At 45.5% G+C, this 17,283-nt stretch carries 10 protein-coding genes and 1 tRNA gene; 4 read left to right on the forward strand and 7 right to left on the reverse strand.

Going from position 1 to position 17,283, the window contains the following annotated elements; all coding sequences use genetic code 11:
* Positions 1–62: 62 nt before the first annotated feature.
* Both ADH49_RS06105 and ADH49_RS06110 read right to left on the reverse strand, forming a co-directional pair.
* On the reverse strand, positions 63–3,752 hold the full coding sequence (locus ADH49_RS06105; protein WP_048690755.1) for an alpha-L-fucosidase: 3,690 nt from the start codon (positions 3,750–3,752) through the stop codon (positions 63–65).
* 105 nt (positions 3,753–3,857) lie between these two features.
* Positions 3,858–10,664 (reverse strand): Ig-like domain-containing protein, encoded by a 6,807-nt coding sequence (locus ADH49_RS06110; protein WP_048690758.1) that lies wholly within the window; start codon positions 10,662–10,664, stop codon positions 3,858–3,860.
* 271 nt (positions 10,665–10,935) lie between these two features.
* Here ADH49_RS06110 and ADH49_RS06115 point away from each other — a divergent pair, with 271 nt between their 5' ends.
* Positions 10,936–11,406, forward strand: a complete 471-nt coding sequence (locus ADH49_RS06115; RefSeq protein WP_048690761.1) for a COG2426 family protein — start codon at positions 10,936–10,938, stop codon at positions 11,404–11,406.
* Between the two features lie 324 nt (positions 11,407–11,730).
* On the opposite strand, the gene tsf is transcribed toward ADH49_RS06115, so the two are convergent.
* Both tsf and rpsB read right to left on the reverse strand, forming a co-directional pair.
* Positions 11,731–12,771 (reverse strand): translation elongation factor Ts, encoded by a 1,041-nt coding sequence (tsf, locus tag ADH49_RS06120; protein ID WP_048690763.1) that lies wholly within the window; start codon positions 12,769–12,771, stop codon positions 11,731–11,733.
* Between the two features lie 76 nt (positions 12,772–12,847).
* Positions 12,848–13,630, reverse strand: a complete 783-nt coding sequence (gene rpsB / locus ADH49_RS06125) for a 30S ribosomal protein S2 (RefSeq protein ID WP_042507486.1) — start codon at positions 13,628–13,630, stop codon at positions 12,848–12,850.
* A 313-nt stretch (positions 13,631–13,943) separates the two neighbouring features.
* Between rpsB and ADH49_RS06130 the strand changes: the two genes are divergently transcribed.
* Both ADH49_RS06130 and ADH49_RS06135 read left to right on the forward strand, forming a co-directional pair.
* A tRNA-Cys gene (locus tag ADH49_RS06130) sits at positions 13,944–14,014 on the forward strand.
* Between the two features lie 121 nt (positions 14,015–14,135).
* On the forward strand, positions 14,136–14,855 hold the full coding sequence (locus ADH49_RS06135) for a hypothetical protein (protein ID WP_048690765.1): 720 nt from the start codon (positions 14,136–14,138) through the stop codon (positions 14,853–14,855).
* An 88-nt stretch (positions 14,856–14,943) separates the two neighbouring features.
* Here ADH49_RS06135 and nusG read toward each other — a convergent pair whose 3' ends face one another.
* The 3 genes from nusG to rpmG all read right to left on the reverse strand — a co-directional run bounded on the left by nusG (position 14,944) and on the right by rpmG (position 16,003).
* Positions 14,944–15,480: a transcription termination/antitermination protein NusG gene (gene nusG, locus ADH49_RS06140; RefSeq protein ID WP_006595435.1), complete on the reverse strand. Its 537-nt coding sequence runs from the start codon at positions 15,478–15,480 to the stop codon at positions 14,944–14,946.
* Between the two features lie 184 nt (positions 15,481–15,664).
* A complete protein-coding gene (gene secE, locus ADH49_RS06145; RefSeq protein ID WP_006595434.1) occupies positions 15,665–15,841 on the reverse strand; it encodes a preprotein translocase subunit SecE in 177 nt (58 codons plus the stop codon).
* Between the two features lie 9 nt (positions 15,842–15,850).
* Positions 15,851–16,003, reverse strand: coding sequence for a 50S ribosomal protein L33 (gene rpmG, locus ADH49_RS09780; protein ID WP_006595433.1), 153 nt, complete (start codon positions 16,001–16,003; stop codon positions 15,851–15,853).
* Positions 16,004–16,129: 126 nt separating this feature from the next.
* Here rpmG and ADH49_RS06150 point away from each other — a divergent pair, with 126 nt between their 5' ends.
* Positions 16,130–17,050 (forward strand): KPN_02809 family neutral zinc metallopeptidase, encoded by a 921-nt coding sequence (locus tag ADH49_RS06150; protein ID WP_048690768.1) that lies wholly within the window; start codon positions 16,130–16,132, stop codon positions 17,048–17,050.
* Positions 17,051–17,283 lie beyond the last annotated feature (233 nt).

Below are 17,283 nucleotides of genomic sequence, written 5' to 3' on the forward strand. Positions count from 1 at the left end.
TTGGTAGCCAGAAGGAGGCCAAAAAAGAGGGTAGCTATTGCTAACCTCTTGTAGAAGGGACTTTAGGATTTCCGACGAGCGTATTTCACTCTTCCGCCTAGGAAGCCTAAGCCGAGTAGTCCGATCCAAGCTAAGAAACTTGCCTTCTCTGATCCTGTCTGTGGCAGTTTTTCTTGGGACTGCACAGGGTCCGGAGTTACTGCTTCTACCACCGGAGAAGGAGGAGTCTCTTTCGAAGCCGTCGGTTTCAGAATTGGAGCAATTCCACTTTCTTTTTTGTCTTCTGGAGGAAGGAGCGGTTTCGTTTCTTGTGAGTCTTCACTTGGTTTTGTTGGTAGCGGCACTTCGGGAATAACAGGATCTTCTTCCACTTCCTTCGTCCCGACTTCCGTAATCTGGTCCTGGGCTTCCACTTCGACAAAGGCATCGACTTCTGTCCGAATTTCTTTGCCTCCTTCTTGTCGAACCTCGATCAATTTCAACCGGCGTCCGACCTTCCCTGCTTGAAGGATTCGGCTTTCGCCCTTGGCCAAGTCCTTGTTCTCACGCGTTTGACTCTCAAATGGAATCTCCTCAGCTTCGATGAGAAGTTCTGGCTTTTCAAGAATCAAATCCCGAACACCTTGATCTGGGCGTGTCTGCGTCAGGGGTTCATAATTGTGAGCATCTTCTAAGATAGTTTCAAGGGCTTCGACTTGATTAGCAGCAGCAACCAAATCTGGTTGCTCTTGATCCAACAACTGAGTCAAGTCCGTCAATTGTCCTTGAACCGTCGGTTTGAGGTCTGCTTTCAAACGATCGAGAGAAGTATCCTTGATCTTTTCTACTCCTTCTCTGATGATCTGTTGCAACTCTTCTTGACTGAGCAGCTGACTATCTTTCCCTGAGAGGACAAATCGGTCCACCTGGATAGCTCTGGACGACTGAGGATCATTGAGGGCTGGATCCAGATGCAGGCGTAGCTGGTGGTAGCCTTTTGCTAGACCTTGTAGATTGACCAAACTCTGGTCGAGCTTGCGTTGATCTCCGTAGCCACTGAAATAATGATCGCCTTCGATCTCATAATCATGGCCCCGACCTTCTTCAAAGGCTATTTCTTTTCCATCCAGAGTGACGCTGTAGAGACCATGACTTGGGTCGACCACTCCTCGAACCTCCACACCGGTGCCCTTAAAGGTAATGGTCATGTCAATGTGTTTCTTGCCTTCCTCATCGGTCACTTGGTTAAAACTGGACCAAGATTCTGTGCCATTTGAGAAGTTTGGATTGTCTGTCTCGTGGTGCCAACCCTCACTGTAATGCAGTTTTGGATCTTGGTCATCCACTTCCTTGCGATTTTCTGGCAACTGGTCCTCGTTCATCACTTGGACTGTCAGTTCTGGAATAAAACCAACCAGACTTCCTTGATCCGGATGCAACAATTTGACCTTAAAGTCATAGACATCGGTCGCTTTTCCTGCAAAATCAAGGGTTGGAACTTGGACTGTTTTTTCTGTCTCTCCATCTGCGAACTCAAGGGTGACGTTAGTATCTTTGTAGACCTTGCCATGAACCCCTGTTCCTGGTTCTGTGATCAATTTAAGACTGGCACTTCCTTTAGAGCCACCTTTTCTCTTGACGACGACTTGCGCTGGGTCGCCTTTCTTAACAGCTAGGGTTGGCTGAGCAAACTCAAAGAGACCCTTTTCTTGGTTATTGAGGGCATAAATCCCTTCTGTTGCGATCGCATCTCCCTTGCTATTGACCAAGGTCAAGGTGTGGGATCCTGCTGCCAAGTCCGGTGTTTCATAGACCTTTTGGCTGCGTTTGCGGTTTGGGCTTTGGGTATTGACCGTCGCTAGCTTTTGGCCATCGACATAGACATCCATTTCCCCATGACCAGGATCCACGGTTGCGACGACATAGGCCTTGGTGCCTTCAAACTGATAGGTCACCGAAGCTCCTTTTTCCTTGGTCCACATAGAAGTGCCTCGGACGCCTTCTCCCTCTTCATTCCATTGGCCATTGGCCCGCTCAGCAGTCCGGTCAGAATGATAAGTCAAACCAAGCGGATAGCCATCGGTTTCTTCAATGCTGGCTGGCGTCTTATAGACAGATACTCCGTTCAAGATTGGAGTGGCTTGGGCATCGGTGATGGACACCCAGATATAGCGACTATCAACTGGTTGTCCCTTGATCAAACGGCGGTATCCTACGGTTGAACCAGCTCCAAAAGGAAGCCATTGGCCATTCACAGCCACATCGATGGTGAAGCCAGAAATCCGTTGGCCTTTCTCGATGGTTTCCTTGAGCTCGACCACATCAAAGTGTTGCTCTTTTCCAAGATCGAGGACAAAAGAGCCGGTCTTGGCATCATCTGCAGGTGCCCAACTGGTCTTTTCATCCCCATCTGTCAAATGGCTGGCTGAATAATGAGCATTGCGCCGTGTCGAGTCAGCTTCGACCAAAGCTCCTGCCGCATAGTCCACACTGTAGAGTTGGTCCAAAGTCTGGCGGAATTCTTTCAAGCGGGCTACATCGGCATCCGCAAATTTCCCATCTTGATTGGGTGGAATATTGAGCAAAAGCGGGGTTCCACGGCCGACCGATTTGAAGTAAATGTCCATCAATTCGCGCAAGGACTTAGGCTCTTGGTTGTCATGGTAGAACCAGCCGGAGCGAATAGAAACATCCGCTTCTCCCACTGAGTATTGCTTCCCTTCCGGATCCCCGTGATTGAGATAGCTATTGGATGGATTGTTGCGGATCTTATCTGGATTGACCTTATGCCAAACTGGATCTCCAGCAATTCCCTTTTCATTTCCAATCCAACGAACATTGGTCGGCTCAGCTGAGAAGATGGCAATATCCCCTTGGGCCTTACGAATAGCATCAAACCACTTGTCGAAGGTATAGGTGACTTTTTGAGCCCCATCGCCACGCGCTCCATCCATCCAGACTTCTACGAACTTGCCCTTGTTTCCATATTTTGGATCTTCAAGGATTTCTTTGAGCTGGTTGAGATAGTATTCGTTGTATTGGTCCTCTGTATCCACATGGTAGAGTGGGCTGTGAGCATCCCAAGGCGAGAGGTAGACCCCCATATCCATGTCATACTTGCTGGCAGAAGCAGAAACCTCGGCTAGGATATCGCCTTTCCCTTCCTTCCAACCGCTTTTAGCAATGGTATGGTCGGTGTATTTGGATGGGTACAAGAGGAAGCCATCGTGGTGCTTGACGACCATGATGGTTCGTTTGAAGCCCGCGTCTTTCAGGGTTTTGATCCACTGATCGGTATCCAGATTCTCTGGATAGAAATAATAAGGGTCTTCTTGCCCATCTCCCCACTCACGATCGTAGTAAGTATTCATCCCAAAGTGGATGAAAGCTGCTAGTTCTTCGCGGTGGTATTGCATCTGAGCCTTGCTTGGAAGTGGTCCATAATTAGCAATCTCAGGCTCCTCATCTAGAGAAGTGGCTGGTTGGCTTGCTTCTGTCCCTTGGCTAACTGCACGATTTTCTTTCTCACTAATAGCTGATGAGGACTGTTCAGATTCTTCTTGGTGCTCGTTCACAGTTTTCTCCTCCTTTCCTTGATCCCCTGCATTGCTCGTTTCAACCCGTTCTTCACGCGGTTCACTATTCTCAGCTTGCTCCTCTGCGTAACTGGTAGTCACTCCTAAAAAACAAGTCACTACGACTACCGAGCAGACGCCTACTGAGAGTTTACGAATGCCAAATCGATTTCTCTTATCAACTAATCTTTTTCCCATATTCCATTCCTTTATGTCATCAGGTAAAGAGGGTGGAGACTTTCCCCATCCTCTTTCTGTTACCTGTGAACTTTTCACCGTATAGTTGCTGGCTTATCCAGCTTTTTACTTGGCCTTATCGGCTCTTTTTTTCTGATCATCCAGCACAGCACCGGCAAAACCTGCTGCTAAGAGACCTGCCACAAGGCTTGCGACGCTTTCTTCCGTTCCTGTATTTGGTAATCTACCTTCGGAAACTGGAGCAGCTGAAACTGCTGGCGCTTGAGTTTCTTTCTCGACTTCCTTCCCTGCTGCATCTGTCCCTTCCTGACGCACTGCTTTGACCTCAAGAGATGCTTGAGGAGTTGTGGCAGCTACTGGTCCTTCTGAGCCATGAGGACGTTCTGGGTTCGGTAGCGGTTCTGGCTGTGGCTCTGGTTCTGGTTGTGGTTGTGGCTCTGGTTGTGGAGTGTCTGGAAGAGCTTCTTTCGTGCCCACCTCTGTAATTTCTGCTACTGGCTCTAGTTCTACAAAGGCATCCAGTTCCTTCCGACTTTCCACAGCATTTTCTTGAGAGACTTCCACCAAGCGTAATTTGCGGCCTTTTTGTCCTTCTTGAACCACACGTTTCTCACCTTTTGGAAGATCCGCATTTGGACGTTCTAGGCGTTCAAAGTCCTTCTCTTCTGGCTCAATCACCAACTCTGGTTTGGTATGAACCAGATTCTTAACCCCTTCTTCAGGAATGGCTGAGCCTATAGGTGCTTTTGCGGATAGAGAAAGTTGATATACTTTTTCGAGCTTGCCATCTTCTGAGACAACCTTGACAAGAACCGGAGTATTGGCACTTTTAGCATCGATGACCGTAACGGCTGTTCCATTCTTGCCTTGTGCCGAAACGATTGGACGTTCTCCCTCATACTCTAGATGATAATCTGTCACATCTGGTTTAAAACCTTCTAGGTCTTTGCCATTCACTTGGATGGTGACGTCTGTTGTTGTCTGGGCCTCTTCTGTTGGAGCATAGGCGCTCAATTCAATGATTCCGATTCCTTTAAGACTTTCATCACGGACCATTCTTAAACGGATGGCTTTCGTTCTGGTTTCGTTGAAGCTGAGATTAGAGATATAACCAGGTTCAAAGGCATAATCCAAGCTGTAAGGAATTTCTTCCCAGTTAGAGGACTGGTTAAATGGATGTTCTGGAAGATTTTTCAAATTGCCGTAATCATCTGGGACATCAAAGTCTGGACCAATATAGCGTTCAAGAACCGTTTTCGTTGGCAGACCTGTTTCCTGGTCTGCAAAGAAGTCGACTGCTACTTTATTGACTAAGCGCTCGGTTACTTGACCATTTTTCTTGAAGATGAGACCAGCAAAGGCTTCTGTTTGATCCGGCTCTCTCTTCCAGTTGGTCCAGCGATAGTACTCGTTGTAGCCACCATCATTGATGTAATCGATATAATCGATTTGATTTGGATCGAGATCATTGGTTTCACTAGCAAATGCCCTGGTATCTTCTGCATTGTAGTCACGGTTCACAGAGAGGTTTTCTCCTGTCTTTTCTGACACCCGGACTGTCAGCTGAGCTGTCAGATCATAGCCGAGGACTTTTCCTTCTAACGTGAAGCTGCCTTCATGAGAAAGTGCATCAGCTGGGATAGCCTGCCAGTCCACCGTAAGTTCCTTGCGTTCGTAACCTGTGTCCCCTTTGAAGTAGACACCTACTGTAGATGGTAGAGCTAGATCTTGACCGACTTTCACAAAACGGCTGCCTGCTTCTACTGCTACTGGAGCAGCTTGTTTCAGTTTTTCCGCATCACTTGTGAGATGGAGGCGGTATTCTTGTAAGATAGTACCATCTTCTGCTTTATGGATGACACGGATTGGCTCACCTTCATGGACGCTTGGCACAACCGTTGCAAGACCGTGATGGCTGGCTGTCGCTTCCACTTGTGGATAAGCCCGATCACGCGCATCGATATAGTAATCGGTCACACTTGGGTTAACTCCTGGTAAAACCTCACCGTTGACACGAATGGTCACCTGGCTCTTTTCTTCTGCCGCCACCTTATTGGCAAAGATCTGAATCTCTGAAATAGAGCTTCCACGTTTGCCTTCTGGTGTCTTCATGCGGATCCGAACGGCATAGGTGTCGACTTTATCAAAACTGAAATGATTCATCTTGCCAGCTGCTACCGGTTCTTCAACGGTTAGGTTGCTGACTTCTTTCCAGTTAGCTGGATTGTTAAATGGATGGTCTGTTTCGTCTTTGACACGATTTGGATTGCTTGGAACTGTTGGGATTTGCTCCCCTGTATAGTACTCAATCACGTATTCACTTGGAACCCCAACGCCGTGGTCTTCATGGAAACCAACATGGAGGTTGTCCACTGCACGCTTGGTCAAGATACCAGAGTCCCCAAACAAGATTCCAACCGAATCTTCCGCATTGTCACGGCCCCAGTTGGTCCAACGGTTAGCTGGAGCATCGGTAAAGGAGATGACCTTGTCATTGACCTTAGCAACTGGATCCGCATCGTTAGAGTCACTTGCAAAAGCGAGTGGCAAGACAGATCCTGTCCATTGCTCTGCTACATTGGCTCCCTTGACTGTGGTGCTAGAAACACGAATATGAAGACGGGTTGGAAGGTTGGTTCCTTCTACACGGCCGGAGAGGACAACTTCTCCTTCTTGGGCCAAGAGTTGCGGATCGACCGCATCCCAGGCCACTTTCGCAGCATAGGTCTTGCCATTGGAGTGATAAGTCCGTACGCTTTCTGGAAGAGCTGGTTTTTCGCCGACTGGAGTGGTAGTGCTGACTTCTTCTACAGCGATAATGCCTTCAACAGTGACTTGAGCTTGGGCTTCTTTTTCCACACCCTCTACATGACCTGTAACTGTAAAGCTATGGTAATCCTTGACTTGATCTGCGGTCACAGCATCCCAAGTCACGTGTTTTTCTTTAGGGAATCCCTTGTCATACTCAACCAAGACGGTTTCTGGAAGAGCTGGCAACACGTTTCGATCGGTACTGATTCGTACAGGACGCACCTTGACAACTGTCTTTTCTTCAGGATTTGGCGTGATGGTAAAGGTTAATTCCCCTGTTTGTCCTTGGAAGCTAGCTTGTAAATGAACCAATCCTGCTTCCCGTAGTTCCAAACCTTTCTTGCTTGCGACCGCTTTTCCTTGGCTACCAGCTCTTGTCTTCACATCGATTTGATCTGCTTTGAGACTTGCCTGGCTACCATCTTGGTAATGGGCAATGACTTCAAGTGGTACCGTTTGGTCTTCCTTGAGTTCCTGTCCTTCTGGCAGACGCAATTCTAGGCGCTGGATCTGTGGACTTTCTTCTTGGAATTGGATAGCATAGGTCTGTACAGCTCCCGTATCCTTAGCGGTAACATAGATTTGAGCCTTCAAACCATTTTCACGGCTAGCTTGGAGGACCGTCACTTGAGCATTTTCTGCACTTGCTGTGACTTGACCTGGCTCTTGCCCATAAGCGAGGGAACGGAAAATGGTATGGTTGCCACTACCAAATTTTGGAAGAGCTACTCCATCTAGCTGAACCGTTGGTTTCTTAGCCTTGGCTACATCTCCTCCTGCAACCACTAGCGTCGCTTGGACGGTTTCCCCATTGCCTAGGAGACCTGTCGCCTTCAAGCGAGCACCTGGTGTGGACAACTGATCTTCTTGACCAGCTTCCAAGGTCCATTGATCAACTTCATAGCTAACTGTCCGGCCATCTGTGAAGACCAATTGCACAGTCTTATCCACTGTCGCTAGATCTGCTCCCTGTGGGATTTGTTTGATAACCGGAAGGACTTGCTCCACACCGATCACATCGACCAGAGCTTCGACCGTCCGTCCTTGAACATGACCTGTCACCCGGACTTGGCCAGCACGACTATAGTCTGCTGCATCCCATTCGACGGCTTCTTCTTGGGCCTTGCCATCACTATAAACAACAGATACGTGACTTGGAAGTTCAGGATTTTGTCCCAAGTACACTTGAGTTCGAACCGGTTCGACCCCCAAGACAGAGCGTTCTTCCTGGTCCTTCTTACCTGTAAAGAGGCTTACTTGGTCTGACTGCAAGCGGTCTGAGTCTGCATACAGAGTAAAGGCACCCGCCTGCTCAGTTGATTTGACAATGACCACTCCTTTGCCGTTAAAGGCCCGACGTTGCCATGAGCCATCTTCCTGCGCCTTGTAGCGTTCACGGCTAGCTTGTTCCCCGTTGTCGACACCGACAATTTGGCCCTGTCCATGCAGATGGAAATGCACCAAGTTATTGGCAGTTGGGACCACACGACCTTCTTCATCGACGATTTCATAGGTAATATAGGTCAGATCCTTGCCGTCTGCCGCAATGGCGTGTTCTTCTTTCAATAGACGAACACCGGCTGGCTTCCCAGCTGTTTCGATCTGATCGCGGGCAATCACTTCTCCTGCTTCGTTGCGGGCAATAGCTTCCACCTTACCTGGCACATAAGGAACCAACCATTCTAGATAGAGTTCATCCGGATTTGCCCCTTCTTGGTAGGTCCGGCCATCTGCTGTGGTCTTCTTGGTAAAGGTCTTGACTCCTTGTGATTCCCCATTGACAATCAATTCCACACTGTGGGCATTGGAGAAGGCACGAACAGGAATCCGACCTTCTTCATCCATGACACGATTGGCTAATTCTGGATTGTCCCAGTTCCAATGTGGTAAGAGATGAACCATTGGATGTTTCTCAGCCGATACCCATTGACTTTGGTAAAGGTAAAAATCATTCTTTGGAAGGCCGGCAGTATCGACAATACCGAAATAAGAACTTTTCACAGGTGTGTCATTTTGGTTGTGCCATGGTGTTGGCTCGCCGATATAGTCCGTACCTGTCCAGATAAATTGTCCTGCATAGCCGGCATAATCGCGGTCAAAGGTCCAAGAGGCTGTCGCTGTCCGACCCCAACCAACCCGGTCATTGCCATAGTCTGATTGTTCATAATGGCGGTCTTCTTGGTTGCTTCCGACCCACTCTCTTTCAGGATGGTAGTAAGAGCCCCGCGTCCGCGTTGCAGAAGAGGTTTCAGAACCATAAATGAGCCAGTTTGGATGTTTAGCGCGTAGGCTTTCATAGTTGGCCTCTGAGTAGTTAAATCCAACCGCATCGAGCTCTGCCGCTACCTTTTCATGTCCTCCTGATCCATCACCAAAGCGGAATTTATCAGCTCCCATGGTGACATAGCGAGTTGCATCCACTTCCTTGATGGTCTTGACCAGACGACGAACGGTTGCGACAGACTTATCAGATCCATCTGCTTCACCGACTTCGTTACCGATTGACCACATCACAATAGAAGGATTGTTCTTGCCTCGCTCTACCATGGTCCGAAGGTCATAGTCAGACCACTTATCCCCTTTTCGAGCTTCTGGATGCGTTGCATCCTTTTCAAAGAATCGACCGTAATCGTATTGTTTCTTGCCACCATACCAGGTATCAAAGGCTTCTTCTTGGACCATCAAGCCCAACTCAGCCGCAATTTGCAGGGTTTGTTCACTCGCTGGGTTGTGGGTCGTCCGGATGGCATTGACCCCCATGTCCTTCATCTGTTTGAGACGGCGGTATTCAGCCTTGTAATTTTCCTCAGCTCCGAGGGCCCCATGGTCATGGTGAAGGGAAACACCGTGGAATTTCGTAGCCACTCCGTTAAGGAAGAAGCCACCTTCCGGTGTCCAGTTGAGATAGCGATAACCAAAGCGTTCCTTTTGCACATCGACCAATTGCGAATCCCGATAGACCCGTGTATACAGAGTATAAAGGGCTGGGTTATTGGTTTTGACATCCCAGAGGGTTGGTTTTTCAACATGAAGGGTATGAGACAGGTTGATCTCTTGACCAGCCAAAACGGATTGCACTTCACTGCGCACCTTTTCACTGACCACTTGACCATTTTGATCGACGATTTCGTATTCCGCATACACACTGTGGGCTTGATCATCTTGGTTGACAATACGACTCTTCACAAGAGTATCAACTGCCCCATTCTGTTGTTCTTCTAATTTTGGACTAGTGATGGTGGTCCCATACTTAGCTACATGGACCTTATCCGTCACACTGAGTTTGACATCACGATAAATCCCACTTCCAGAATACCAACGACTACTTGGCTGTTGGTTGACCACATGAACCGCGATGGTGTTTTCACTTCCATCCGAATTCAAATAAGGGGTAATATCATAAGAAAAGGCATTGTAGCCATTTGGATAATGACCCACGAATTGTCCGTTTACATAGACTTTGGAATCCATGTAAACTCCACCAAATTCCAAGCGAACTTTCTTATCTAGATCTTTATCATCCAAACGGAAGGTCTTGCGATACCAAGCATCCCCACCGTTTAATTGTCCCCCTTCATTTTGAGCCGGAGAATTGTGATCGAAGTCAAAGAAGATTGACCAATCATGTGGCAAATCTAATTTTTTCCAGTTTTTGACATCCACCTGGCGACCTTCTGCACCAGGAGCTGCATTTAACTTGAAATACCAGTCCTTGTTAAAATCTCGTTCGCGATCTTGCACCATGTCCTCCGCTACTTGTTTTTGATCCTTCGCAGCCTCTTCAATAGCCCCAGCAGAACGTTCACTTGTTTGAGGTTCCACCTGTGGCTTTTCGATTTCGCTCTCATTTCTTTCAGGAGTAATCACAGCAGGTGCCTCTACGGTTGTTGAAGCTTTATCACTTGTCCCAACTTCTCCATTCGTCACCTCTGACGCCTCCCTTGTGGCTGTCATCTCCTCTTCTGTTACAGCTCTTCCTTCTTCTTCAGCTAAGACAGATGGAGCTCCCAAAAAAGATACACCGATTAATACAGAACAAGCTCCAACCGCGAGCTTGCGAATACTAAATACACTGCGCTTTTCAAAAAAAGACTTTCCCATATTTAACCTCCATTTAAACAATTAATATAGTAAGCGCTTTCAATGCTTTTGAAAATTGTACCGAATCTCACATTATAACTATACCAAATAATAAAGGTTAAACAAGGGATGTAATGGACAGTCTTTAGTTTGATCAAAAAGAACTATAATTTGTAGAGAATAGATAATATTCTTCGTTTTTTAATTCTGAAATACTAGATTTTCAACTTGAATAGTTGTGAATTTATATAAGATAAGGTAGAATGGAAAGGATGAATTGAAAGGATAACACATGAACTACATTATTACTTTTTTGATCTCCATGATTCCTCTGGTAGAACTTCGTGGAGCCGTTCCCTACGCCATATCTAGTGGAATTCCTCTTTGGCAAGCTCTCCTGATTGGGGTCATTGGCAACATGCTTCCTGTCCCTATTATCTTCTTTTTCGCTCGCCATATCCTGGAATGGGGGAAAGATAAGCCTGTTATCGGGAACTTTTTCACTTGGTGTCTCAACAAAGGCCATCGTGGAGGACAAAAATTAGAAGAAGCTGCAGGGGATAAGGGAATCTTTTGGGCCCTACTCTTGTTCGTCGGCATTCCCTTGCCAGGAACTGGAGCTTGGACTGGAACCCTCGCCGCCTCTATTCTAGATTGGGACTTCAAACGAAGTGTCCTTGCTGTTATGCTGGGAGTTGTCCTAGCAGGTCTCATCATGGGCTCTCTCTCGCTCCTCTTTGGACTAGATACCTTTGCGCATTAATCACAAAAAGGACTGAAACAGCTGTTTCAGTCCTTTTAGAATATAGACAAACTATTTTTACATGAAATAGCTAGATGATTTTTCAGATATATAACTTCTATTATTTTGGGTCACTGAAGCAGATTAAAAAACTTTCCGCTGTGAGAAAAGTGCCTGAAATACAATTTTTTTCAGGCACTCGGTAGTTTTGAAACTTTAGGTTCAAAACTAAGTCATGGAACTTCATAGAAGTTCGCTGACGTCCGTACTCACCTAAGGAAAGTTATTTAGATGACTTTATCTTGCAAAAAAGAGGTTTCCATCGAAACCTCTTTTTTTTTATTCTTAGTTGTTAAGAGCTGCTGCCATTGTAGCTGCAACTTCTGCTTCAAAGTCATTTGAAGCTTTTTCAATACCTTCACCAACTTCAAAGCGAACGAATTCAGCAACTGAAGCATTTACTGATTCAAGGTAAGCTTCCACTGTCTTGCTGTCATCCATGATGTAAACTTGTGCAAGAAGAGTGTAGGCTTGGTCAACTTTCGTGTTGTCCAAGAAGAAGCGATCCATTTTACCTGGAATGATTTTATCCCAGATTTTTTCTGGTTTGCCTTCTGCTGCCAATTCTGCTTTGATATCTTCTTCAGCTTGAGCAACCACTTCGTCAGTCAATTGAGCTTTAGAACCATACTTCAAGTGTGGAAGAGCTGGTTTACCAACCATTGCACGGCTTTCGTTGTCTTGGTCGATCACGTGGTTCAATTGTGCCAACTCATCTTTCACGAATTGCTCATCCAATTCTTTGTATGAAAGAACAGTTGGTTTCATTGCAGCGATGTGCATTGAGACTTGTTTAGCAAGTGCTTCGTCTCCACCTTCGACAACAGAGATAACACCGATACGTCCACCGTTGTGTTGGTATGCACCGAAGTGTTGTGCGTCTGTTTTTTCAAGCAAAGCAAAACGACGGAATGAGATTTTTTCTCCGATTGTAGCAGTTGCAGATACGTATGCTGCTTCAAGAGTTTCACCTGAAGGCATTGTCAAAGCAAGAGCTTCTTCGTTGTTAGCTGGTTTACCTTCAGCGATGACTTTCGCTGTTGCGTTTACCAACTCAACGAATTGAGCGTTTTTCGCAACGAAGTCAGTTTCAGCATTTACTTCAACTACTGCTGCAACGTTACCGTTCACATAAACACCAGTCAAACCTTCAGCGGCAACACGGTCAGCTTTCTTAGCTGCCTTAGCCATACCTTTTTCGCGAAGCAATTCGATTGCTTTTTCGATGTCACCTTCAACCTCAACCAAGGCTTTCTTAGCGTCCATGACACCAGCACCAGATTTTTCACGCAACTCTTTAACAAGTTTAGCTGTAATTTCTGCCATTTTGATTCTCCTATATTTTTTTAAAAATAGGAGAGCCGGGCTAAGCCCCGCCCTCCTAGGTAATTACGATTATGAATTAAGCGTTGTCGCCTTCTACAACTTCAACGATTTCTTCGATTGAATCTGCTTGAGTTTCAGTTGCTGCCAATTCAGCTTCAACTGATGCAACTGCATCTTCACCTTGACGTCCTTCGATAACAGCATCAGCCATTTTCGCAGTGATCAATTTAACAGCGCGGATAGCATCATCGTTAGCTGGGATGATTACATCGATATCGTCTGGGTCAGTGTTTGTGTCGACCATCGCTACAACTGGGATACCCAATTTCTTAGCTTCTTTAACAGCGATTTGCTCTTTGTGTGGATCCACAACATACATTACGTCTGGGATACGAGGCATATCTTCGATACCACCCAAGAATTTTTCAAGACGAGCGCGTTGTTTGTTAAGAAGTGCAACTTCTTTCTTAGGAAGAACGTCGAAGATTCCTTCTTCTTCCATGCGTTTGATTTCTTTCAAACGAGCGATACGTTTTTGGATTGTTCCCCAGTTAGTAAGGGTTCCACCCAACCAACGGTGGTTGATGTAGTATTGACCTGAACGAACAGCTTCTTCAGCAACAGCTTCAGCAGCTTGTTTCTTAGTACCAACAAACAATACAACTGCGTCGTTTGCAGCAGCATCACGCATAAAGTCATATGCTTGGTCAGCGTATTTTACAGTTTGTTGCAAGTCGATAACGTGGATTCCGTTACGCTCAGTGAAGATGTACTTAGCCATCTTAGGGTTCCAGCGACGAGTTTGGTGACCAAAGTGTACACCAGCCTCAAGAAGTTGTTTCATTGAAATTACTGCCATGAGTAAATTCTCCTTTTTGTTTTTTCTCCTCTCCCAGACGTCAGCTTGCAACACGACCACAAGGGCAACGGTGCCACAATGGTTCCGGGATGAGTATTTATTGCTTTACGCAACTTTATCAGTATAGCAGATTTAGAAGCTTTTTGCAAGTCATTTGAGAGAAATTCCTAGACTTTCCTGCTTTTCTTCAGGTCTTTTTTCTCCTTTCTTTATGTTTTTCTACACGATTCTCATTCTTTCCCTTTCATAAGCCTTTTGTCCGAAATTTTTTCTTGACCTTATCTGATTTTTAAGATAAAATAGAATATGTTGTGGCGGTATAGCCAAGTGGTAAGGCACGGCTCTGCAAAAGCTTGATCGTCGGTTCAAATCCGTCTACCGCCTTCACAAACAAATATCAATGAGCCCAACAATGGGCTTTTTTTAATACCATCACTTGATTGGACTGCACCATCGCTCCTTTGCGAGCGATTCTGTTATCCACTCATGAAAGGAAAAGATGATTATGAAAAAAGTTACCCTATATGCTCTCAGCATCCTCTCTTTGGCCATGCTGGCTGCTTGCCAACCTGCTGCACCAGAGACTCACCAAAGAAAGCCCCTTGTTAGCAGTTCTAAAAAAACCTCTAAAAGTTCTAAGAGTTCTAGAAGTTCATATTCTAAAAAGTCAACCATCAAAAAGGATTTTTCATCAGGCTTCGATAAGGATGATTCTTATAGCTCTTCAGATTCTAACACGCGCGAGGATCCTAACTATACAATGAGCTTGATGGACCAAGGAGAGTCACTGGAAGCCATCGGTGATATCCCTGAAATGCCAAAATGGGCTGCCTTCAAAGAAATTAAAGTGGAAATCCTCGTTGGTAATGAAGCCCTTGCCCCTACTACAAAAGATGAAGCGATCAGCAAGTTAGGTCCTACTGATTCCTCTTCTGGTAATGATGGTTACTGGCATGGAGATGGCTCTGCTATCTTAATTGATTTTAATGAAAAAGGTCAAGCCACTAACAAAATTGCCACCTTGCCTAACTCTAAAAAGGTTACGAATCTCAAGGATATTCAACCTGGAATGACAGCTAAAGAAGTCATTGAAAAACACGGCCGTCCAGAAACTGTTTTCGTCTTTGGCTACGCGACTATCTTTACTTGGAAAGGTGAAGACGGGAAAGACTACTCTGTCGGTTTTGACAAAGAAACAGTCTTCCAAGTCTCTGAACCTGCATAAAAATCTCTTTTCAACAAACACAAATCCTCCAAGACCAGTGTCTTGGAGGATTTCTTTCTATCAAGGGGAAGGCCCCTTTTTTCCTCTATTACAATTCTGCGATTTGATTGAGGTTGACTTCTGCCACAGTGTCATTTCCAAACATGGTGATGATCATTTTCACCTTGTTGTTATCGATTTCTGTGATCTTACCAGTGTAATCTGCAAAGGCCCCATCGATAATGCGTACAGTATCTCCAACCTTCACATCAATGTTGAAATCTTGAACTGTTTGTCCCATCGAAATCAAGATGTTGCGGATTTCGTCTTCCAAAAGTGGAGTTGGTTTTGAACGGTTCCCGTGTGATCCAACAAATCCAGTTACGTTTGGTGTGTTCCGAACGACAAACCAAGCTTCATCGGTCATGACCATTTCGACCAAGACATAACCCGGGAAGCGATTTTCTTCGATTTCTTTTGTCTTCCCGTTCTTCTCGATTTGCACAGTTTGAGTAGGAATTTCTACACGCAAGATGTTTTCCAACATGTTATATGTTTGTGCGCGTTGAAGAAGGTTTTCCTTCACTTTGTTTTCATATCCTGAGTAGGTCTGTAGGACAAACCAGCCTTTGTCAAAACTATCCATTTTTATTTCCTTTCTTATATACCAAAAGGTGATCGTTTCATCACGATACTAAAAAAAGCCTTCTGGCTCTTGTTTTCCTAGCTCCATTATAACATAAAACCAGAGAAAGCAAAGAAGTTTCTCTTGTTTTTCTTCACCAAGGCAAGAAAAAAGCATCCACATGGGACGCAGATTTGTTTCTTTTTTAGAACATATCGATTAGCTTTAAAATACCTTTAGCCACTACTTGGTCAAACAAATAAATCAAAGCTACAAAAAAAGCGGTGTACTCTATCACTGAGATAAAATTTTTCCATCTTTCCTTGCGATTTGGCCAAGTCGTGTTTTTAAGCAAGACAAAAATATCTTTAAAAAATTTCACAACATTCTCCTATCTGGTTTCTTTATGAATTGTATATTTACTACAATGTTTACAAAACTTATTAACTTCTAGACGTTTTGGTTTTGGCGTCGCACTCAACTTGATTGAGTAGTTGCGTGACCCACAAACCGTACACGCTAGACTTGCTTTTTTTAATGCCATAACGCCTCCATTCACACTATTATAGCAAGTTTTCCACTATTTGACAAGCTCTTCTACTCTAAGGGAGCGCATTTTATTTGGCTTTTCTCTATGATTTGATACAATATAGAGGATAAAGGAGAAATTATGAAAAGCGATCATCTGAAAGAAAGTAAAAACATTGAAGACCGTCGCGGGCAAAGTGGCGGGAGCTACTCATCTGGCCGGTCTGGTGGGAATTTAGGGGGTGGTATTTTACAGATCCTCCTCTCGCCTGGAAGCTTTAAGAGCAAACTGATCTTGATCCTCGTTCTCATCTTTTTGAGCGGGGGCGCTGGATTAAGCGGGCTCTTTGACCAGGGGCAGACCACACAGAACTACAACTCAGGACAAGTCACGCGCCAAAGTAATACCCAGGTGAGTGATGGAGATAGCAAATTCGTCAGTCAAGTCCTTGGAACCACTGAGGATTTCTGGGGGCAAACCTTCCAAAAAGACGGGCGGACCTATCACAAGCCCACCCTGGTTTTTTATACCGGCCAAACTCGTACTGGCTGTGGTGTAGGTCAAGCATCTGCAGGTCCCTTCTACTGTCCGACAGACCAAAAGATCTATTTGGATATCAGCTTCTACAAAGAGTTGACCACCAAATATAAGGCTAGCGGAGATTTTGCCATGGCTTATGTCATCGCTCACGAAGTCGGTCACCACATTCAAAACGAACTGGGGACTCTTCAAAGCTACCAGCAAGCCATCCGAGGAAAAAGCGAGACAGAAAAAAATGCCCTCAATGTCCGTTTGGAACTTCAAGCTGACTATTATGCGGGTATGTGGGCGCGCTATATTGAAGAGCAAGGGCTCATGGATACAGGCGATATTGAAGAAGCGCTTAATGCTGCACACGCCGTGGGAGATGATACCCTTCAAGAACAAGCCTATGGTTATTCCGTCCCTGATAGCTTCACCCACGGGACGTCTGAACAACGCATGCGCTGGTTCAAACGGGGCTACCAATACGGCGACTTTGAACACGGAGATACCTTCAGCGTCTCCGATGAAGACTTGTAATGAAACTAAAAACAAAAGCCTTTCAGATTATCATCTGAAAGGCTTTTTTGTTACCCTATCGACAGCTGTCTGAGCATCGAAAGGTATTGAAAAAATTCTTTTCATTCAACATCTTCTCAGAAACTTTCCTTAGGTGAGTACGGACGTCAGCGAACTTCGAAGAAGTTCCATGACTTATTAAGATACAAAGGGCGTCTGCGGATAAAGTCAAAATAGGAAGTTTGACGCAGAAT

The sequence above is a fragment of the Streptococcus sp. 400_SSPC genome (assembly GCF_001072745.1).
Taxonomy (GTDB): domain Bacteria; phylum Bacillota; class Bacilli; order Lactobacillales; family Streptococcaceae; genus Streptococcus; species Streptococcus xiaochunlingii.